This window comes from Amycolatopsis methanolica 239, assembly GCF_000739085.1.
Taxonomy (GTDB): domain Bacteria; phylum Actinomycetota; class Actinomycetes; order Mycobacteriales; family Pseudonocardiaceae; genus Amycolatopsis_E; species Amycolatopsis_E methanolica.
Map to the genome: position 1 here is coordinate 4,836,964 of NZ_CP009110.1, position 19,214 is coordinate 4,856,177.

Sequence of the window (19,214 nt, forward strand, 5' to 3'; positions counted from 1 at the left end):
GGCCCGTATCCAAGCGATGTTTCGCGGTGGTGCTTCAGGTGCGAGCAGGTGAACGTGCAACGTGACGAGGGATCGACGCAGGACGGCTGAAACCTGCCTGCACACCGCGGCTACCAACGAACGCCGCCGCCCGACGCAAATGTCTGGCGCCACAGTCACCAACGCGCGCTAAGAGCGTGTCTCATTTGGCGAGTTTCTTGTAGCGGGTGATGGCGGCGCCGAGGGTGAGGAAGGCCAGGAAGTGGCTGGGTTTGTGTTCGTGGCGGGTAGTCAAGCGCCGGTAGCCGGTCGGCCAGGCGATCGTCCGTTCGATGACCCACCGGTGTTTGCCGGGCTTGTTGCCGGATTCGATGCCCTTTGCGGGCGATGCGCGGGATGATCCCGTGCCGGCGGAGCCAGTCGCGCAGCGCGGGAATGTCGTAGGCCTTGTCCGCGTGCGGCTTGATCGGTTTCCGTCGCCGGGGTCCGCGCCGGGAGCGGATCGCCGGCAGCGCGTTGACCAGGGGCTTGAGCGCGTAGCTGTCGTGGGTGTTAGCCGCGGAGATACCGACAGTCAGGGGTAGGCCGGCTCGGTCGGACAGAGCGTAGATCTTCGAGCCGGGTTTGCCGCGGTCGACCGGGCTCGGGCCGGTCCGTTCGCCCCCTTTTTCGCCCTGACGGATGCTCCGTCCAGGACTGCGCGCGACCAATCGATCATGCCTTTGCCGCCCAGCTCGTCCAGCACTGCCCCGTGCAGCTGCCACCACAGCCCGGCCTCGCCACTCGGTGAACCGGCGATGCACCGTCGGTACGGTGACCCGAAGCTGGGCGGCAGATGACGCCAGGCACACCCGCTGGTCAGCACAAACACGATTGCGGTGAACACCACCCGATCGTCCACCCGTGACATTCCACCACCTTGTGGACGCGTCTTGCCCGGTGGAATGAGCTGCTTAACCAGCGCCCACAACTCGTCGGGCACCAGCCCCCGCGACAACTCGTCCAGCACGCCATGATCTTGCCCGCGCACCCCCTTGATCCAAGTGAGACACCCTCTTAGGCGACCCCATTTGCCGCCAGAAGCATGATCCACTCCAGAATCGCTCCTTGACACCCCTGTTGATCTTGAAATCGACAAGGCCGAGCGAACGTGAAGGAAACACGAAAAAGCCCGCCGACCTGGGCTTCCACCCAGAGCCAGCGGGCTCATCCAGACCGTCGGGCTGACAGGATTTGAACCTGCGACCCCTTGACCCCCAGGACGTTGGAGTAGTTGTTTTCGCAGGTCAAGCTCCATTAGGTCGGGTGGCGTGCAGTTCGTCGAACTGCATGTTGTCCGGCCGCGCGCAGGTCGTGTGGTCCCAAGCTGGTCCCAACGCGCGGCCGCCCTCGCTGGCCTTCGGGACCAACCAGGCGGCACCATCCCCGCGATCCACAGCCGCCCACAGCCGGGGCGGGTGCTGTCAACCCTGTAACCGATCACGCCCAACCGGCGACGTACGTCTCGTGACTGTGCGTGCACAAGCCGACCGCCGCGGGCGTGATCGGCGCGAAGCGGGGTTGACAGCACCCGCCCCGGCTTTGATCATCCGGCGATCGCGGGGATGGTCCGCACTCCGGCAGCCGCCGACGTTCGAGGCTCTGGACGTCACTCATGCGCCCTCCCCTACCCCGCGCGCGCCGGCCGACGGCGTTAAGCGCGGCCGTGCAGAGCGGAGCGGCCCGGCTCGGCCGCGCGCCAGTTCGGCTCGCGCGCCCGCCCGGCAGGGCGGCTTGAAGACGTAAAGAAAGTTCTCACGCTATTGGAGTGACTAATGAGCGACGGTCATCGCAATCTTTTCAGTGACGATCCGATCGAGGGGACAGACGCTGCACCCGACCGGTTGAGCAGAACTGAATTTGCCTCACATTTAGTCAAGCTGCTTCAGCTCGTCAGGAAGCAAAGCGATTCGAGCGTTGCCGCACTGATAGGGCCGTGGGGAGCAGGCAAGTCTAGCGTACTAAATTTGGCGACTCGCATTCTTGCTACTGCAGACAACGGCTGGACGCCCGTCGATTTCAATCCGTGGAATTACAGCGACTCTGAGTCGATGATAGCTGGCTTTTTCTCAGAAATACGAAATGCACTTCCTTCTGGAGACAAATGGAATACCACAAGAGAGAAGATAGGAAATTTCGGCCGCTCGATCAGCCCCTTAGGAAAGATTGCGGCTGTGGTGGGCTTCGATGCCAGTACTGTCGTAGATAAGGTCTCTGAATGGGTTGCCGGAGACAATAGTTCATCGAAGACGAGAGAGCGAGCATCTGACGCTCTCCGGGAGTACGCCAAGCCAATCCTCGTAATTCTCGATGACCTTGACAGATTGACGCCTAGTGAGCTTCTTCTAGTGTTCAAGTTGGTTCGCAATGTCGGGCGCTTGCCGAATCTATATTATATACTTTCGTATGACGAGCAGTCGTTACTAGATCTACTCAAGCGCACGGAGGTAGTGCGCGGTAACGAGGAGCGAGCGCGGCGATACCTTGAGAAGATGGTGCAGGTGCGCATTGATCTACCTCCACTACGTGAACGACAATCGGAGGAATTGATCAACCTGGCATTCGACCAAGTGCTAAACAACAACAATATCGAGTTATCTAAAGCGCAGTTTTCTCGGATCAATGCCGCTTATGGTCTACTTCTGCAATCTGATCTCAGCACACCGCGGGCAATTACGCGCTTTTTTGCGCAGCTGGATGCCTTTTCGGAACTCGTTCACGGTGAGGTAGATTACGTAGACTTCCTTTTGCTCTCGTATGTCCGGACAGCTTACCCTAGTCTTTATCGACTGCTATCGGAGAACAAAGACGAACTTGCCGCTGTGCCTAGGTCTTCTCAGGTTGAAAAACATGAAGACCGATACGACCGTTGGGCAACTCGCTTACGTCAATGTGGGGTTAGCAAGGACCAAATCGAACCCTTCATGCGGTTTCTAGGTATGCTATTTCTTCCTATTAGGGCTGCTTGCGAGCGGGTAGAGTACAGCTCCGCTTGGCTGACCGACATCGGCCGACAGAGAGGGGTTGGGCACCCCGACTACTTTGATCGATATTTTGCATTTGGAGTGCCCGCTGAAGATATAAGTGACCGCCAAGTCGTGAGCGCACTGTCTCAAATTTCCTTAGGCATCGAAAAGTCCACCGCCATAGAATCTATGAGGGTGAAGTTGCTGGCGGACTGTCATCCGGTGCTTCGGAAGATTCAGAATCAAATAGCGCGTGGCGGCGTCGATCCAGTTCCTGTCCTGCGTTTCTTGCAAGACCTTTACTTTGACGTGCAGGAGTCTGCCCGAATGCATCTATTCTCGAGCCCACGCAGGGCGATGGAGCACGTGGCATTTGATCTTTTGCGCGAGGTTGGTGTCGGCTCAATGGAGGGAACTGTTCTTGAATTGTCGGCGTCAGATCCGGGTATCTGCTTGATCTCGAACGCCTATGTCCACTATGTGCGCCGCGGGAGTGAGCCCGGCAAGGAGGGCTCCGAAGAGCGTGGGAATTATGAAAGATGGAAGCTTGCTTACGCTCAGGGTGTACTAACAGCGATTAAGGACAAGCTTTCGAGCCTTAAGAACACTCCTATTGGAGACATTTCAACTGAAATTCGAGAGTTATTCTGGGTTTGGAATTTTATCGAGCCAGAAACGGTCAAGCTTTGGTTGCAGCTGCAATTCGACGAGGATAGATGGAAACTTCTAGATTTTATTTGCTCGTATGTTCCTGTTCACGAAGACCCTAACGAGGAGTGCGAGTATCTCGGCGATATTAGTGCCGGTCTTATCGATCAATTGATAGGGCTCGACTATGTCTTCTCTAAACTAGACGTCGCACTTGAAGAAGTTGACCCCTTCATCAAGGACCCGTGGACCCGTGTCCCCGTTGAAAGCCTTGAGCACTACGTTCTTGGTTCACTCCGCGCGATGAGAGACGAACGGGAAGCGTCTAGCTGACCCGGCCTTATGTCTAGGTTTGGACTTCATCTAAGCGTTCGATGATATCGACCACTGTCGCTTGTAGAACTTTAGCCACCTGTCGAACTTCAATGAGGTCTAATCTCCGTTCTCCTGATTCATATTTGCTTACGAATGACTGCGGCACACCGAGGTGCTCTGCTACCTGCACTTGCGTGAGCCCAGCCTCCTTGCGCAACTCCCGCAGGATGCGGCAGAGCTCCCGGTACTCGGCCGAGTAGATCGACTTCTCCACCTGTCAAGGCGACCGGAGAGCCAGCGAGTATCCCAACTTCGGATACTCTGGTCACGTGTCCCGGCGCGATCAGCAGCACTGCTACGCGGCGAGGCGCACGACCGGTATCGCCGAGAGGCAGGAGGGAGCATGAGCGATGACCCCGACGGCAGCCGTGCTGTCGACGAACGCATCGTCTTCGATCCGGACAGCAATCCGGACAAGTACATCTACGAGCATCTGGCCGATCACCTGGCCAGGCTCATCGCTGCGGGCCAACTGAAGCCCAATACGCCGTTGCCGGCCGAACGGCGGCTGGCCGCTGAGTACGGCGTGGCGCTGGGCACGGCTCGTCACGCGACCAGCATCCTGCGGGACCTGGGCTTGGTCGTGACCGTCCGCTCTAAGGGCACCTTCGTTCGCGGGCCTCGTGCGTCCGCTGAATCTTGACGTTACGGTGGGCGGATGTCGCTGATTTCGTGGGCATACGACCTCTCTGAGGCCAAGCTGCGTGACGCACTGCCTCGACGATGGGCCCACGTGCAGGGCGTAGCCCGGCAGGCGCGCACCCTCGCGCCGATCGCCGGATCGGACGCTGAACTGCTCGAAGCCGCGGCCATCCTTCACGACATCGGGTATGCCCCCGATCTGGTCGACACCGGCTTTCATCCCATCGACGGCGCTACCTACCTCGCCAAGGTCGATGCCCCCGAACGGCTCGTGCACCTCGTCGCACACCACTCCTACGCCGTCTACGAAGCCGAACTGCGGGGGCTGACCGAAGAACTGGCCGACTTCCACGACGAACGCGGCTCGATCCGCGACGCGCTCTGGTACTGCGACCTCACCACCTCGCCGGACGGCGAGACCGTCGACGCCGAAGACCGCATCGCGGAGATCAAGCGGCGCTACGGCCCTGACCATCTCGTGACTCGGTTCATCATCGGTGCCACTCCTGAGCTGCTGGCAGCCGTCGAGCGCACGAAGGGCCGTCTCTCCGCCGTCTCGGCGGCTAACCCAAATGGACGTCCTCAGGGTGCTTGATCGCGTGATCGATGCGCAGCTGCATCGAGGGGTGGATGTCCAGCTCGTCCAGGCGCTCCGGGGCGACCCAGTGCACCTGCCGTGACTCCGAGCTGGGCCGCAGCGACCCTGCGAGCGGGCGGGCGTGGAAGCAGATCGAGAACTCCTGGCGCACCTCGCCATCGTCGTAGGCGATGACGTGCTTGGGGTCGGAGTAGATGCCGCTGATCCCGGTGACCTCGACCGTCAGCCCGGTTTCCTCCTCGACCTCGCGCCGGACGGCGTCCACCACCGATTCGCCGAGGTCCTGGGCTCCGCCGGGGAGCGCCCAGAGGCCATTGTCGGTGCGCTCGATCATCAGGATGTCGCCGGCCTCGTTGCGCACCACAGCGGCGACCGCGGGCACGATGCTGTTGGCGGCCGGGGCGTCGGGGTCGTCGTAGTAGTCCTTTTTCGGCACGAGCCTCAGTCCTCCCACTTGTGCGGTTGAGCGTGCTCCCACACGGCGGTGAAGCTGTCCGCGTAGGTGGTGAAGAGGTCGCCCGCCGACAACCGCCGCAGGTGTAGCGCGGGGGCGTGGGCGGCCATCTTGCCGTAGACGTGCGGGTTGACGATCATCTCGTCGTCGAAGCGGAAGATGCTGTTGTACAGCACCGTTCCGTGCGTCCGGATCTCGATTCCGGGTACGCCGTCGAGCTTGCGGAAGTAGGCCAGAGCGTGGTCGATCTTCGCGGAGATCGTGTGCGGTCCGATGCCCTCGTCGGTGCTGCGCTGGATCACCGCCGGGGCGTCCCGGTCGCCGAACAGCAGCCGGATTCGCGCCCCTGCCTCGGCCTTGCTCCGCAGCAGCTCCAGCAGGCCGGGCTTCTCGGTCATGAACATGCCGACGTAGACCAGCATGTCCACGTACGTCGTGGCCTGTGCCAGGAGCTTGTCCCAGAGGTCGGCCGGCACCGAGTTGCGGTGGGCGTAGACCTTCACGATTTCGGAGTTGCTGACCTCGCTCGCCTTGGCCTCGGACAGCGCGTCAGGCCATAGGTAGCTCTCACTCTCCTGCAAGATTGCGGCGATCTTGTGCCGCGACTTCGCATAGGGCGTGCGCCCCTTGGTGATCCAGCGCTCGACCGTCTTCGGGTCCACTGCGATACGCTCGGCGAGCTGGTCCGGGGTGAGACCCCGCGACAGCAGGGCGTCACGTAGACGCTCGTTGGTCATCGACCCTCCCCCAAGTACTCCTAGGGACGTCTTCACGCTACCAGAGACGTCCCTAGATGTCCCTCCGTGCGGTGAAGCCGTCCCTGTCCTCGGCGGCATCGTCAGGGACGCACCGAAGAGCGCTATGGAGCGGTGCGGAACTGATCACCCTTGGAGGACAGGTTATGCGTCTGGTCATCGACACTTCTCAGGTGACGTTCACGGTGGGCCGGGAGGCTCAGCCGAAGACGGATCAGAACGGGATTCAGCGGGTCGAGCGCAGCACGAACGTTCCGATGTGGACTGTGCAGCTGGTTGCCATGGACGGCTCGGGCGCGGAGGTGATCAGTGTGACCGTCGCGGCCCCGCAGGCCCCCAAGGTCAGCACTGGCACCGTCGTGACGCCCGTTGAGCTGCAGGCGATTCCGTGGGCACAGAACGGTCGCAACGGCGTGGCTTTCCGTGCAGTCGACATCAAGGCTGTCTCCGGTTCGAAGACGTCGGCGAACTCCGCTTCCTGACCGTGACGAACGTCTGAAGTGCTCACCCGGCACAACAGCCGGGACCTGGTCGAGCGGAACACCCTCGGCCGCTAGTCATTCCCCTCGAAGAGAAGCACGGGACCGGTCTGGTTCTTGGCGGTTCCCGTCCGGACCCGTGCCTCTTTCGTCTCCACCTTGGAGGAGTCGTGGCGAAGTCTATCCGCCGGGCGCGTGGCGCGCGCCGTATCGATGTCATGGAGTTCTGGCACGCGCCGAAGCAGCACTGGTTCGTGGTGAGCCTGGGCGTGTTGCTGCGCTGGCGCGCAGAGATCCTTCTGACCGCCGTGTTCCTCGTGGGCATGGCGTGGCTGTATCACCAGGTCGGCGAGGGTTACGCCTGGCTGATCTTCACCGGGACCGTGGTGGTCGTGGTGCTGGTGCCGCAGACCCGCTGGTTCGTGTTCTCCCGGTTCTGGTGCCTGGTCGACCGGCACCGCTTGCGGACCTGCCTGCGGCAGGCGCGTGCCCGCACGATGAACCTGGACGGCGCGCTGCCGTTCATGCTGTGGGCGCGGCCCACCAAGACCGGGGAGCGGATCTGGTTGTGGAGCCGTGCGGGCTCCTCGGCCGGGGATCTGGAAGCGGTCCTCGAGTACATCGCGCCCGCCTGCTACGCCCGTGACGCGCGGGTGCACCGGGTGCGCAAGCTGTCCACCTTGTTTGCGGTCGAGGTCATCCGTCGTGACCCGCTGGACCGCTCGACGCCGATCGACTCGCCCTTGGCGAAGCTGGCGTCTCTTGTCCGCAAGTCCCGTAGTGAGGGGACCGAGCCCATCGCGGCCGCCACGGTCACGCCGTTGCCTGTGCGGGACCGGCCTGCGCCGAGGCCGGCCGTGGTGGTCGACGACCTGTCCGACTACATCGATTGAGGGGACCGGTCATGCGCAAGACCACCATCCCCGTCGCGGGGTTGTCCATCTACGACCCCGTCCACCTCGGCATCTACGAAGACGGCTACGGCGTCGACATCGAACTGATCTGGCGGAACATCCTGCTCGCCGGAGAACACGGCGCAGGCAAGTCGGTCGGACTCAACAACATCGTCGCGCACGGGGCGCTGTGCCCGGACCTGTCGTTGTGGCTGTTCGACGGCAAACAGGTCGAGCTGGGCCTGTGGCGCGAGGTTGCCGACCTGTTCGTCGGCCCCGACATCGAACGCGCTCTGACGGCGTTGGAGCGGTTGCAGGCGGAGATGGACCGCCGGTATGTCGAGCTGGATCGGGTGCGGCGGCGCAAGATCGACCGCCACGACCCGATCGACGTGATCATGGTTGTCATCGATGAGCTGGCCCTGTTCTCGGCCACGATGGGCACCAAGGACCAGCAGGAACAGTTCGTCCGCCTGCTGCGCGACCTTGTGGCGCGGGGCCGGGCTGCCGGGATCATCGTCGTTGCTGCCACTCAGCGGCCTTCTGCCGACATCATCCCTACTTCGCTGCGGGACCTGTTCGGGTACCGCATGGCCTACCGCTGCACCACCGATTCCAGCTCCGACATCATCCTCGGCCGGGGCTGGGCCTCCCAGGGCTTCGACGCCTCCAACATCGCGCCGGAGGAACGCGGCGTCGCCCTGCTGCTCGCCGAAGGCGGCATCCCACGGCGGATGAAGACCGCCTATCTCACCGACGCGCACATTCATTCCCTCGTCGAATACGCGCGCCAAATCCGCACTCGCAAGACCGCCTAATCCCCATTCGCAATTCGACTCGCAGGAGAGGACTGCCCTCATGCTGACCGCAACCAAACCCATGGCCCTCACCCCCGAGCAGCTGTGGGTCTTCGTCACCGGCGACAACAACGCCGTCGACATCGCCCGCCTCGCGCACGCGCCGGAGATCGGCGGCTTCATCGCCCTGCCGATTTCCGCGTTCGACCCTTACGCGCTGCTGCCCGCCTACGCGCCGACTGGCGAACTCTTGGAGGGCTGGCGGTGGGCCACCACCCAAGACGTCGACGCCTACGCGCATCTGTTCGCCTGAGCCGGAGCATCCTTGACCGTCTCGACCATGCCCCTCAGCCCCACCACCAAGACCGTGGTGGGGCTGGGAGCCGTCGCCGAGTCGGACATCCTGCGCCGCGCGGGTAGCCCTGACTACCGCTGGTGGCTCGCACACGTCATGCCCGCGGCTGCCTGCTCTCGGCCGGTCCGACTGCGCGTGGAAGCGGACTGGGGCGGCGGTGAGGTCGAGCGGGTCACTGACGAGATGCCGGACGGGCTGCTCTATGTCGCCTGCAAGAACCGGCGTGCCTCGGTCTGTCCGGCCTGCGCGGAGACCTACCGGGCCGACACCTACCAGCTCGTGAAAGCGGGGCTCGTCGGCGGGAAGGGCGTACCGGAGACCGTTACCGAGCATCCGTGCTTCTTCGTCACGCTCACCGCGCCGGCCTTCGGAGCCGTTCACACTCGCGTGGTCAGCAACGGCCAGGTCAAGCCCTGTCGGCCCCGGCGGTACGCCCCGCTCTGCCCCCACGGCCGCTCCACTGAGTGCCGCGTGCGGCATGGCGAGGATGACTCGTCCGTGGGGGAGCCGATCTGCCGGGACTGCTACGACTACGACGCCCAGGCCGTCTGGAACTTCCACGCCGGGGAGCTGTGGCGGCGCACCACGATCACGCTGAACCGGTACCTCAAGGCCGCTGCCAAGGACCGAGGCGTGCAAGTGCGGCTGTCGTACGCCAAGGTCGCCGAGTACCAGCGGCGCGGCGTCGTGCACTTCCACGCCCTGATCAGGCTCGATGGCCTCGACCCGAACGACCCGAATACCATTGTCGCGCCGGATCCGAGCATCACGCCGGAGCTGCTGAGCAGCCTTATCGACACCGCTGCGACCGTCACGCGCTTCACCACGGCACCCCACCCCCGGCGACGCACCGGCTGGACCTTGGCCTGGGGCAAGCAGCGCGACATCCGCCCCGTCCACCTCCACGCGAGCGATCACGATGACCGCGGTGCGCTGACAACCACCGCAGTGGCCGCCTACCTCGCCAAGTACGCCACCAAGGCCACCGAGGAAGCCGGGCACGTCTCCCGGCGGCTCACGCAGCTCGACGCCAACATGCACGCGGAGCGCGACAACCACCAGTCCCGGCAGCTCGTCGCCTGCTGGCGGCTCGGGCAGCGGCCCTTCTACTACACCAGCACACAACAACGCACCGAGTGGGCCGAAGGCTGGGGCAAGCTCCAAAAGTGGGCGCACATGCTCGGCTTCGGCGGCCACTTCTCCACCAAGAGCCGCCGCTACTCCACCACCCTCACGGCGCTGAGGGCAGTCCGCAAAGCCTTTCAACGCGGCGAACACCCCGAAGAGGCGCTGCCGGCCGACACGGACCGGGACGGCGAACAGTCGACGGTCACTCTCAACTGGATCTTCGACGGCATTGGTTGGCTGACCATCGGCGACGCCGCCTTGGCGAATAGCGCAGCCGCAAAAGCTCGTGAACGGAAGCGCGTCGCACGCGAAGAGACGGAGGAAAACCTTGGCCTATAAGGAGAAAGATGCACACCCGGTTGCTTGAGGGGCAGTGGTACACCACCGAGGAACTGGCACGACGGCTCGGCGTTGACGCATCGACGCTCCGGCGCTGGCGGACCGCCGAGCCCATGCAAGGTCCGCCGTTCATTCGCCTGACCTCGCGGGTGACCGTGTACAGCGCCCACGACGTCGAGGAGTGGTTGCGGAGCCATCGCGTTGAACCCGGAAGGGCGGCCTGATGAGCGACAGGATCGCACTCCCGATCGGGCTCACCCTGACTTCGGACATCGAGCGTCGTCCCGGGGCGGACGGAGACCGCTTCCGCGCACGAGTGCGCTGGATCGACCCGGTAACGCGCAAACGGCCGTCGCGCTCCGAGACCTTTGGTAGCGAGGACGAGGCACTGCAGTGGATCGACCGACTTTGCACGCTGGCGGAACAGGGGGTTGATCCGGCGGCCGCAACTCAAACGCTCGCTGGCTACGGCGACGCTGTGATGCCGCTGGCTCTTCGCGGATTGGAGAGCAAGACTACTGACCCCTACCTCGCGGGCTGGCGCAAGCGCGTGGTTCCGACACTCGGTCACATCGCCGTTCGCATGATCACCAATGGAGCGGTAGACCGGGCCGTGCACGGGTGGATCGCCGACGGGTGCGGGAAGTCCACGGTCAAGAACTCCATCGCGGTGCTCGTCCGCGTGATGGAGCAGGCCGTCCGCGATGGCATCACCGATCGCAACCCGGCGAGGATCACTGGCTGGCAGCGGTCCTACGCGCTCGCCGAGGACGAGTTGAACGATCCCCGGTCGTTGGCCCTGCCGGACTGGGAGACCCTGACCAGGCTCGCTGACGAACTCATCCGACACTCGGCGGACAAGGCTGGTCGCAACGCCTATCCCGGCTGGGGCGACGTCGTGATCTTCGCGGCGTGCACCGCGGCTCGGATCGGGGAGGTCTCAGGCTGCCGCGTCGGCGATATCGACACGGAAACGTGGACCTGGACCGTGCGCAGGCAGACGACGACCGCCCCCGGCGGGCTGATCGACAAGGGAACCAAAGGCAAGCGGGCCCGGATCGTGCCGCTGATCGAGGAGGTGCGTCCGCTCGTTCAGCGGCTTCTCGACAAAGCCGGCACTGATCCGATGGCCCGACTCTTCACCGGCCCCCGTGGCGGCCGGATCACCACGGCGGTGCTGAGGGATGCGACCCACTGGGATGAGGTCGTCAGCAAGCTCGGGTACGAGCATCTGCGACGGCACGACCTCCGGCACACCGGTCTGACCTGGATGGCGGATGCCGGGGTGCCGGTCCACCACCTGCGCAAGATCGCCGGACACGGCTCGCTGATCACGACGCAGCGGTACCTGCATCCGGACCACGCGTCGATCACTGGTGCGGGCGAACTGCTGACCAACTACCTCCGTCGATCGGCCTAACAGAGCCTTCTGATCGGGCCGTGGCTTATAGGGCATCCAGCGGCAGGCGCTAGCTCTGCGTCAGTTTGCTACCACACATCATCTCCCGATTGAAGTGATGTCGATCACTATCGCGAAGATTGCGAAGGTGTTAATTGGCCGCCTTGGCAGCCGTGAGAGTTGATCTTTCAACTATGGAACAAAGGGAACTACATGAACGTTATTCAGGCAGAACGAGTGCTCGACATAGATCCCCACCGATGGCAAGAAGCCTCAATATCTAGGGTTTGATTAGCTGTAGAACTACCACATGTTGTGTTGACTCTGCTTGCGCAGTCCCGCGCCGCCGTTCATCCTGATCTCGAACACGCCGACAACAGCGCGTGCGAGCGAAAGTGAATCACCGGGAAGTTCAAGATCATCCCTAGCGGCGGCCAGTGGTACTTCAACATCATCGCGAGCAACAACCATGTGCTCGCGACGAGTGAGCGATACCGCAACCGGGGCGACGCCGAGCATGCGGCTCGGTTGATCATCAACCAGGCCGCTGGTGCCTCGATCACCTATTGATCGAATGAGCCGCGCGGTCAGAAGTGCGTCCACCACCTCGGGCCGCGCGGCCGCTCCTGAAACTAGTGCGATTTCTCGACAAACGCACCCGTCGACCGTCTCGCCGCACGCCGAACCACTGTGCCCGAGTCGGCCATTTAGGTACCTGGTCCCAAGCTGGTCCCATCGAGAGACCGCCGTAGATCGAGTTCGCGCAATCGCTCGTGACACGGAAAAAGCCCGCTGACCTGGGCTTCCACCCAGAGCCAGCGGGCTCCAACAGACCGTCGGGCTGACAGGATTTGAACCTGCGACCCCTTGACCCCCAGTCAAGTGCGCTACCAAACTGCGCCACAGCCCGGCCATCGCTTCCCCGAGGGGCGGCGACGGGAGATAGCTTATTACGGACCGCACACAGCCCGGTAGCGGGGTGCCCTCAAGCCGCTGGCCTGCGGGGATTCGTGGGACCGACCCCCAGGACGGTCCCACGTCCCCTCGACGGAGGACCCGCCCACGTGGCACCCACCGTGGACGGCCCACGTCCCCACTCCTGGACGGCCCGACCTTCCCCTCAGCTGAAGGACCGCCTCCGACCGGGGAGCCCACGCCCGCCCGGCCGAAGGACCGCCCCCAACCGGGGACGCCCCCAGAAAGCCGGCGGCCCCCGCCACCGGGATCAGCGCCGAAGGGCTCACACCCGCGCGGCCAGCCGCCCCTGGAGCTCCGGCGCCCCGGCCAGCGCCTCCTGCACCCAGGTCGCCGCCAGGCCGGCGAAGAGCTCCCTCGGCGCGGCCGCCCAGTCGAGCGGCCCGAAGGGCGGCTCGGGGTCGTACTCGATCCCGAACCGCAGCATCTTCGCGATGTCTTCGGTGCCGAAGCACGCCGCCAGGTGCAGTGCCATGTCGATCCCCGCGGACACGCCCGCCGCGGTCAGCACCTCGCCCTCATCCACCCAGCGGCGCTTCACCGGCGTCGCGCCGAACTCGTGCAGCGCCTCCAGGAACGACCAGTGCGTGGTGGCTTCCCTGCCCGTCAACAGGCCGGCCGCGCCCAGGATCAGCGCGCCGGTGCAGACCGACGCCGTCACGGTCGCCTGCGCACTCGCCGAGCGGACGTACTCCACCAACCGCTCGTTCGTCAGCGCCCGGAGCGTGCCGGCCTGCCCACCCGGCACCACCAATGCGTACGGCGCCGGTACCAACGCGATCGTCTTCATGTGTCGCAGCCTGGCGCGTGCGACGCCCCGACCAACGCCGGATGTCCGAAAACCTGGGATCGTCGTCGGACAGACAGCTACCCTCGCACCATGCGCCGGATGGTGATCGTCGGGTACGAGGAATCCGCCCTGCTGGACATCGCGTGCCCGGCGGACGTCCTCGACGCCGCCAACCGCTACGGCGCCACCCCGGCCTACGACGTCACCCTGGCCAGCCTCGACGGTCGCCCGATCCGCTGCCAGAACACCCTGACGCTGGCCGCCCAGGACCGGCTCGACCGGCTCCGCGGTCCGGTCGACACCCTGATCGTCGCGGGCGGCACGGGGCACGCGAAAGCCGCCGCGGACGTCAAACTAACCACCCACGTGCGCCGGGTCGCCGCGACGGCCAGGCGGGTCGCGTCGGTCCGCACGGGGACCTCCGTGCTCGCCGCGGCGGGGCTGCTCAACGGACGGCGCGCGACGACGCACTGGATGTGGGCGGGCATGCTCGGCCGGCGGTACCCCGAGGTCACCATCGACCCGGCGCCGCTGGTCATCCAGGACGGCAACGCGCACACCGCCGCGGGCGTGACGAGCGGCCTGGACCTGACGCTGTCGTTCGTCGAGGCCGACCACGGGCCGAGCCTGGCGCGCGAGGTGGCGCGCGGGCTGGTCACGTACCTGCAGCGGCCGGGCAACCAGGCGCAGGTGAGCATGTTCCACGCCGCGCCGCCGCCCGAGCACCGCCTGGTGGCCGACCTGGCGGGCCCACATCACCGCCCACCCGGACGGCGATTTGTCGACCCGGACGCTGGCAGAGCGGGCGGGACCGAGCGAGCGGCAGCTGACCAGGCTGTTCCAGGAGCACCTCGGAACGCCGCCCGGCCGGTTCGTCAGGCGGGCGCGAACCGAGGCGGCGTCCCAGCTGCTGGCCACCACGGACCTACCGCTGACCGCCGTCGCGCGGCGGTGCGGGTTCAGCTCGGCCGAAACACTGCGGCAGGCGTTCGTGGAGCTGTGCGGGACACCGCCGTCGGCGTACCGCCGGGTGCACCGGCGCCCGGCATCGCCTGAGCTGCGGCGCGCGCCCGGACGTTCCGTCGTGCGCTTGCGGACATCCCGCGCTGGACCGGTCGCGGGGCCGGAGAGCGTGGTGGTCCGGGGGCGGGCCGCCGGCCTCAACGCCGCTGATCTGCGGCAGGCACGAGACCGAGGGGCACTCGCGGGTGCCCATCGACGCGACCTTTCCGCTCGGCCAGTTCGACGGCGCCGACACCCGCCTCGCCCGGCCGGGCAAGTTCGGCAAGATCATCCTGCTGCCCTGACGATCTCCGCGGGCCGGGACCGGGCACCACGCCGCGAGCGGGCGTTACCGAATCTCTACAGTAGGGCCTGATGCGCAAATACCTGTGGCTGGTCCCGGTGCCCTGTGCGGTCTGGCTCTTCTTCGCGGTGCAGGGCATGATGCACTACCTGCCCACCCGCCCCCAGATCGACCTCGAGGTCTACCGCTACGGCGTGCAGGCCTGGTGGGACGGCCGCGACATGTACGGCACGCTGCCGGAGGTCGCCAACGGCGCGGAACTGCCGTTCGTCTACCCGCCGTTCGCCGCGCTGCTGCTGTCGCCGCTGGCGATGCTGCCGTGGGACGCCTCCGTGGTGACCCTGTACATCCTCAACGGCCTCAGCATGTTCGTCACCGTCTACCTGGTCGCCCGCGCGGTCCGGCCGCAGCTCGGGCGGGACGGGGGCGTCGCCGTCGCGTCGGTCGTGCTTCCGCTGACCGTCTTCCTCGAGCCGGTGAGCCAGACGTTCGGCTTCGGACAGGTCAGCATCATCATGATGGCCCTGGTCACGATCGACTGCCTGGCCGGGCGCACCGTCTGGCCGCGCGGATTCGGCATCGGGCTGGCCGCGGCCCTCAAGCTCACCCCGGCCGCGTTCGTGTTGTTCTTCCTGATCCGCCGCGACTACCGGTCGGCCATCACCTCGGCCATCACGTTCGGCGTCGCCACCGTGATCGGGTTCGTCGCGGACTTCGGCGGCTCCATCCACTACTGGTTCCAGGGCGGCCTGAGCGGCGGCGGCGTCAGCGGCACCGCGTTCGCCACCAACCAGGCCATCGAAGCGGTCATCGTGCGCACCGGGCTGACCGGCGCGGCCGAGAAGGCCGTGTGGATCGTCCTGGTGCTCGGCCTGCTTGCGCTGGTCGCGAACGCGATGCGCCGCGCCGAGCCCGCCCTCGCGCTGATGGCCAACGCCGGCCTGGCCCTGCTCGTCTCCCCCACCTCGTGGTCGCACTACTACGTGTGGGTGGTCCCGGCGCTGGTGGTGGTGCTCGGCATCACCGTGCGCCGCGCGCTGGAACGCTCCTGGCTCGCCGTGGCCTGGTTCGCCTGGGGCGCGCTGACCGCGGTGTTCTTCGTCTGGGCGCCGTTCCACACCCTGCCGGAGACCGACTTCCCGGTCGTGCACCGCGACTGGACGTTCCCCCAGCAGCTGTCCGCCGCCACCTACGTCCTGGTCGGCGTCGCCCTGCTGCTGGCCTTCGCGATCCCCCGCCAGAAGGCCCGCGAGCTGTCGATGCCGGTCATGCCCGCAAGGCGCCCCGCCGGCGCTGCCAGTCGGTGACCGCGGAGCAGCCGGCCGCCAGTTCGGCCCGCAGCAACGCCTCCTGCTGAGCCGCGACCTCGTCACCCAGCAGCTTCGCGACCCGGTCCAGCCCGGACAGCGCCTCCCACGGCGCCCCCGGCAGCGCGCCCAGCACCTCCCCCGCCGGCGGCAGCGGCAACGCCTCCTCGACGCCCGCCCGGCCCGCTGCCAGCAGCGCCGCGACCACCAGGTGCGGTTGCGCGTCGGCGCCGGCGAACCGGAACTCCAGCCGCAGCGACGAGTCTCGCCCGGCCACCCGCACCGACGCCGTCCGGTCGTCGACACCCCACCGCAGCTCCCGCGGGGAGAACGGCGCAGTCCGAAGCCGCACGTAGCTGTTCCAGGTCGGCGCCCACACCGGCGCGAGCGCCGCCGCGTCCCGCAGCACCCCGGCGAGGAAGGACGCCATCACCGGCGACAACGCGGTCCCGTGCCCCGACGCCGGCTCCCCCGCGAGGGAAGACAGCGACAGGTGCACGTGGCACGAACACCCCTGCCCCGGCTCCGGCGCCGCCAGGTAGGCCGCGGACACCCCGTGCTCCGCGGCCACCGACCGCACGATCAACTGCTGCAACAAGGCGTCATCACACGCCGCGAGCGCGTCCCGGTGCCGCAGCACGATCTCGTACTGCCCCGGATGGCACTCGGCGCGCGCGGATTCCACACCCAGCCCGGACCGCTCCAGCGCCACGCGCAGATCGCGCAGTATCGGCCGCATCCGCTCGGTCCCGCCGACCGCGTAGTCCACGCCGTGCGCGCTCAACGGCCCGTCGGCGTCGCGGAACACGACCTCGTGTTCGAGCCCCGCCGACGGCACGTACCCGAGTGATTCCAGCGCCGTCAGCTGCTCGGTCAGGACCCGGCGCGGAGCCGCCCGCGCCGGTTCGCCGTCCGGCCACTCGACGTCGCACACGATGCCGCACACGCCGTCCGGCAACGCGGTGATCGTCGCCAGGTCGGGCCGCATCCGCAGGTCGCCGTAGCCGTCGACGTAGCGAGCCAGCGGGCTGTCCGCGCCGAGCGGCAGCGCCTCCCGCTCGACGTCCCAGGCGAAGACGTACGTGCAGATCCCGTAACCGCCGGTGAGCACCTCCTCGGTCACGAACCGACCGGACAGCTCGACCGCGGCGAACCGGGCGTGCGGGTCGGGCACCAGCAGCAGCACCCGCGGCACGTCGCCCCGGTCCAGCGCCGCGCGCATGCCTCGTGCGGCCGCCTCCCGCTCGGCGAGCGTGCGCGGCCCGGCCGGGCGCGGCGCTCTCACCAGGCCCCCGCCGGGTCCGGGGCGTGCAGTGGGTTCGGCACTCGGCCCCACCGCACGTCGAACTCGTCGTCGCGGTCGACCTTGTCGAAACCCTGCCCGGCCAGGTGTTCCCGGTTCAGCGTGACCCGCTCGACGTCCGGCGCGAACAGCAGGCACCGGTCGAACCGCTCGGCCACGTCCGGGTTTTCCGCGCGGTAGCGGCCGACGACCTCGCGCACCAGTTCCCAGAACCGCGCCCGCGGGAAGGCCAGGTCGTCGAGCAGGATCTCGGCCCAGAACCGCAACTGCCCGGAGAACACCGAGCTGAACAGCGACTGCGCGAGCAGGTGCGCCGGCCAGCGCAGCATCTCGTCGGCGGCCTCCGGCGCGAGCAGCCGGTAGCAGTCCAGGTCCTCGTCGAGCAGGTCGACGCCCTGCGCGAAGTCCTTGATCGCCACGCGCAGCGGCCGCCCGCGCTCGTCGACGATCAGGACCAGGTTCTGGCCGTGCGGGCAGAACCCGACGCCGTAGCGCAGCAGCCACTGCAGCAGCGGGGTGAGCAGCAGGTCGAACACCGTGCCGAGCCAGCGTTCCGCGCCCCAGCCGGAGCGCTCGATCAGCCCCGTGACGACCGACGCGCCGGCCGGGTCGCGGTAGGGCAGCGCGGCGAACGAGATCGCCTGCTCCCCCTCGGCCAGCCGCGACAGCAGCGGTTCGCGCCACAGCGCGCCGAGCGTTTCGTGGAACCGGTACGGCAGCTCGTCGATGGCGCCGAACAGCGGGTGCTCGACCGACACGCTCGCGACCTCGCCGAGCAGCTCGAACCGGTACTTCTCGGTGAGCAGCGGATCCGCCGCGCCGACCCGCTTGAGCCAGCTCGTGACAGCGGGCCCGGCGAGCGTCGCACCGGAGGCGAGCCCGCGGTAGACGAGCGTGTTGCGCACCGAGACCGCGGTCTTGACGTCGTACCGGTCCGGCCGGGACACGTTCGCCAGCGTCCGGACCGTCTGGTGTGGACGGTAGGCGTCGCGGGACTCGCCCAGTTCGACCACGACCCCGGTCGCGAGTTCTGCGGCGTAGAGCGTGCCGAGGATTTCGTCCGCCTGCCACGGATGTACGGGCACCCACACGTACTCCGCGGGGTCGGCGCGACGAGTGAACTCGGCGCGCTGGTCGTCGTCCAGCTCCCCGGCGAACAACCGGTCGGCCGAGAGCTCCTCGACGCAGCGGAACCGCGCGTGGTCCCGGTGCACGGCGAACCACCGCAGCCGCACGTCGGCCCCGGCCTCCGGCGCGTACCGGGCACGATCGTCCGCGGAGAACCCGACCCGGCCCTTGTTGAGCACCAGCCGCGGATGCCCGGTCAGGTGCCCGTCGGCGAGGTTGTAGTCCATCGTGGACAGTTCCGCGGCGCTGGGCGCGCGGCGCAGGCGGGCGGCCTCGTTGGTCACCGTGGCGGTCAGTTCGGCCAGCACGTCCGCCAGCCGCAACCCGGACAGGCCCAGCTCCTCGCGGGCGTCCACCACCAGCACCCGGGGATCGGTAGCCGGTTCGCCGTCCCGCGACGCGGACCCGGGCTCCACCGTCCACGATTCGAACGCGCCGCGCCGGGCCCGGAACTCGTAGGTCACCTCGGGCAGCTTCAGCCGCCACAGCCTGCGCTCCTCGTCGTCGGCCGGCTCTGGGCGGAACAGGCCCTCATAGGACAGTTCGCCGAGCATCTTGT

The 19,214-nt window shown here is 66.6% G+C and carries 18 protein-coding genes, 1 tRNA gene and 2 pseudogenes; 12 read left to right on the top strand and 9 right to left on the bottom strand.

Going from position 1 to position 19,214, the window contains the following annotated elements:
• Positions 1-181: 181 nt before the first annotated feature.
• Positions 182-988 (bottom strand): annotated as a pseudogene (locus AMETH_RS38175) (IS5 family transposase).
• A gap of 805 nt (positions 989-1,793) precedes the next feature.
• Between AMETH_RS38175 and AMETH_RS37240 the strand changes: the two are divergent.
• Positions 1,794-3,965, top strand: a complete 2,172-nt coding sequence (locus AMETH_RS37240) for a KAP family P-loop NTPase fold protein (RefSeq protein ID WP_081617585.1) — start codon at positions 1,794-1,796, stop codon at positions 3,963-3,965.
• Between the two features lie 13 nt (positions 3,966-3,978).
• Here the strand turns inward: AMETH_RS37240 and AMETH_RS37245 are convergent, their stop codons facing one another.
• Positions 3,979-4,221: a helix-turn-helix domain-containing protein gene (locus AMETH_RS37245; RefSeq protein ID WP_017983621.1), complete on the bottom strand. Its 243-nt coding sequence runs from the start codon at positions 4,219-4,221 to the stop codon at positions 3,979-3,981.
• Between the two features lie 129 nt (positions 4,222-4,350).
• Here AMETH_RS37245 and AMETH_RS23540 point away from each other — a divergent pair, with 129 nt between their 5' ends.
• Positions 4,351-4,650 (top strand): winged helix-turn-helix domain-containing protein, encoded by a 300-nt coding sequence (locus AMETH_RS23540; RefSeq protein ID WP_017983622.1) that lies wholly within the window; start codon positions 4,351-4,353, stop codon positions 4,648-4,650.
• 15 nt (positions 4,651-4,665) lie between these two features.
• Positions 4,666-5,244 (top strand): HD domain-containing protein, encoded by a 579-nt coding sequence (locus tag AMETH_RS23545; RefSeq protein ID WP_026153301.1) that lies wholly within the window; start codon positions 4,666-4,668, stop codon positions 5,242-5,244.
• On the opposite strand, the gene AMETH_RS23550 is transcribed toward AMETH_RS23545, so the two are convergent.
• Both AMETH_RS23550 and AMETH_RS23555 read right to left on the bottom strand, forming a co-directional pair.
• Entirely contained in the window at positions 5,213-5,683 is a 471-nt protein-coding gene (locus tag AMETH_RS23550; RefSeq protein WP_017983624.1) for an NUDIX domain-containing protein, read from the bottom strand. The two genes, AMETH_RS23545 and AMETH_RS23550, sit on opposite strands and share 32 nt — an antisense overlap.
• A 5-nt stretch (positions 5,684-5,688) precedes the next feature.
• Positions 5,689-6,438 carry a helix-turn-helix domain-containing protein gene (locus tag AMETH_RS23555; RefSeq protein ID WP_017983625.1) on the bottom strand — a complete coding sequence of 250 codons (750 nt, stop codon included), beginning with the start codon at positions 6,436-6,438 and terminating at the stop codon, positions 5,689-5,691.
• A gap of 164 nt (positions 6,439-6,602) precedes the next feature.
• On the opposite strand from AMETH_RS23555, the gene AMETH_RS23560 reads away from it, so the two are divergent.
• From AMETH_RS23560 to AMETH_RS23590, 7 genes are all read left to right on the top strand, one after another.
• Positions 6,603-6,938 carry a hypothetical protein gene (locus AMETH_RS23560; protein WP_017983626.1) on the top strand — a complete coding sequence of 112 codons (336 nt, stop codon included), beginning with the start codon at positions 6,603-6,605 and terminating at the stop codon, positions 6,936-6,938.
• A gap of 167 nt (positions 6,939-7,105) precedes the next feature.
• On the top strand, positions 7,106-7,828 hold the full coding sequence (locus AMETH_RS23565) for a hypothetical protein (RefSeq protein WP_223842920.1): 723 nt from the start codon (positions 7,106-7,108) through the stop codon (positions 7,826-7,828).
• Positions 7,829-7,839: 11 nt separating this feature from the next.
• A complete protein-coding gene (locus tag AMETH_RS23570) occupies positions 7,840-8,646 on the top strand; it encodes an FtsK/SpoIIIE domain-containing protein (protein ID WP_017983628.1) in 807 nt (268 codons plus the stop codon).
• A 40-nt stretch (positions 8,647-8,686) separates the two neighbouring features.
• Entirely contained in the window at positions 8,687-8,938 is a 252-nt protein-coding gene (locus AMETH_RS23575) for a hypothetical protein (protein WP_223842921.1), read from the top strand.
• A gap of 12 nt (positions 8,939-8,950) precedes the next feature.
• On the top strand, positions 8,951-10,447 hold the full coding sequence (locus AMETH_RS23580; protein WP_017983630.1) for a replication initiator: 1,497 nt from the start codon (positions 8,951-8,953) through the stop codon (positions 10,445-10,447).
• An 8-nt stretch (positions 10,448-10,455) separates the two neighbouring features.
• A complete protein-coding gene (locus AMETH_RS23585; protein WP_017983631.1) occupies positions 10,456-10,671 on the top strand; it encodes a helix-turn-helix transcriptional regulator in 216 nt (71 codons plus the stop codon).
• Complete coding sequence (locus tag AMETH_RS23590; protein ID WP_026153302.1) at positions 10,671-11,867, top strand: tyrosine-type recombinase/integrase; 1,197 nt, start codon at positions 10,671-10,673, stop codon at positions 11,865-11,867. Before AMETH_RS23585 ends, AMETH_RS23590 begins: the two co-directional genes overlap by 1 nt.
• A 282-nt stretch (positions 11,868-12,149) precedes the next feature.
• On the opposite strand, the gene AMETH_RS42955 is transcribed toward AMETH_RS23590, so the two are convergent.
• The 3 genes from AMETH_RS42955 to AMETH_RS23600 form a co-directional block, all read right to left on the bottom strand.
• Positions 12,150-12,449 carry a hypothetical protein gene (locus tag AMETH_RS42955; protein ID WP_228683559.1) on the bottom strand — a complete coding sequence of 100 codons (300 nt, stop codon included), beginning with the start codon at positions 12,447-12,449 and terminating at the stop codon, positions 12,150-12,152.
• Positions 12,450-12,682: 233 nt separating this feature from the next.
• Positions 12,683-12,756 (bottom strand) — tRNA-Pro (locus AMETH_RS23595).
• A gap of 330 nt (positions 12,757-13,086) precedes the next feature.
• Positions 13,087-13,611 (bottom strand): DJ-1/PfpI family protein, encoded by a 525-nt coding sequence (locus tag AMETH_RS23600; RefSeq protein WP_017983633.1) that lies wholly within the window; start codon positions 13,609-13,611, stop codon positions 13,087-13,089.
• 90 nt (positions 13,612-13,701) lie between these two features.
• On the opposite strand from AMETH_RS23600, the pseudogene AMETH_RS23605 reads away from it, so the two are divergent.
• Positions 13,702-14,659, top strand: a pseudogene (locus AMETH_RS23605) (GlxA family transcriptional regulator); the annotation flags it as partial.
• Positions 14,660-14,988: 329 nt separating this feature from the next.
• Positions 14,989-16,224, top strand: coding sequence for a glycosyltransferase family 87 protein (locus AMETH_RS23610; protein WP_017983635.1), 1,236 nt, complete (start codon positions 14,989-14,991; stop codon positions 16,222-16,224).
• Here AMETH_RS23610 and AMETH_RS23615 read toward each other — a convergent pair.
• Positions 16,184-17,512, bottom strand: a complete 1,329-nt coding sequence (locus AMETH_RS23615; protein WP_026153303.1) for a type I glutamate--ammonia ligase — start codon at positions 17,510-17,512, stop codon at positions 16,184-16,186. The two genes, AMETH_RS23610 and AMETH_RS23615, sit on opposite strands and share 41 nt — an antisense overlap.
• The gene (locus AMETH_RS23620) at positions 17,506-19,209 is read right to left on the bottom strand and encodes an IucA/IucC family protein (RefSeq protein ID WP_410468239.1); all 1,704 of its coding nucleotides are present in this window, start codon (positions 19,207-19,209) and stop codon (positions 17,506-17,508) included. Before AMETH_RS23620 ends, AMETH_RS23615 begins: the two co-directional genes overlap by 7 nt.
• Positions 19,210-19,214 lie beyond the last annotated feature (5 nt).

Coding starts and splice junctions, on each gene's coding strand:
- AMETH_RS37240 (WP_081617585.1), top strand. CDS start 1,794: ATGAGCGACGGTCATCGCAATCTTTTCAGTGACGATCCGATCGAGGGG.
- AMETH_RS23540 (WP_017983622.1), top strand. CDS start 4,351: ATGAGCGATGACCCCGACGGCAGCCGTGCTGTCGACGAACGCATCGTC.
- AMETH_RS23545 (WP_026153301.1), top strand. CDS start 4,666: ATGTCGCTGATTTCGTGGGCATACGACCTCTCTGAGGCCAAGCTGCGT.
- AMETH_RS23555 (WP_017983625.1), bottom strand. CDS start 6,438: ATGACCAACGAGCGTCTACGTGACGCCCTGCTGTCGCGGGGTCTCACC.
- AMETH_RS23560 (WP_017983626.1), top strand. CDS start 6,603: ATGCGTCTGGTCATCGACACTTCTCAGGTGACGTTCACGGTGGGCCGG.
- AMETH_RS23570 (WP_017983628.1), top strand. CDS start 7,840: ATGCGCAAGACCACCATCCCCGTCGCGGGGTTGTCCATCTACGACCCC.
- AMETH_RS23575 (WP_223842921.1), top strand. CDS start 8,687: ATGCTGACCGCAACCAAACCCATGGCCCTCACCCCCGAGCAGCTGTGG.
- AMETH_RS23585 (WP_017983631.1), top strand. CDS start 10,456: ATGCACACCCGGTTGCTTGAGGGGCAGTGGTACACCACCGAGGAACTG.
- AMETH_RS23590 (WP_026153302.1), top strand. CDS start 10,671: ATGAGCGACAGGATCGCACTCCCGATCGGGCTCACCCTGACTTCGGAC.
- AMETH_RS23600 (WP_017983633.1), bottom strand. CDS start 13,611: ATGAAGACGATCGCGTTGGTACCGGCGCCGTACGCATTGGTGGTGCCG.
- AMETH_RS23610 (WP_017983635.1), top strand. CDS start 14,989: ATGCGCAAATACCTGTGGCTGGTCCCGGTGCCCTGTGCGGTCTGGCTC.
- AMETH_RS23620 (WP_410468239.1), bottom strand. CDS start 19,209: ATGCTCGGCGAACTGTCCTATGAGGGCCTGTTCCGCCCAGAGCCGGCC.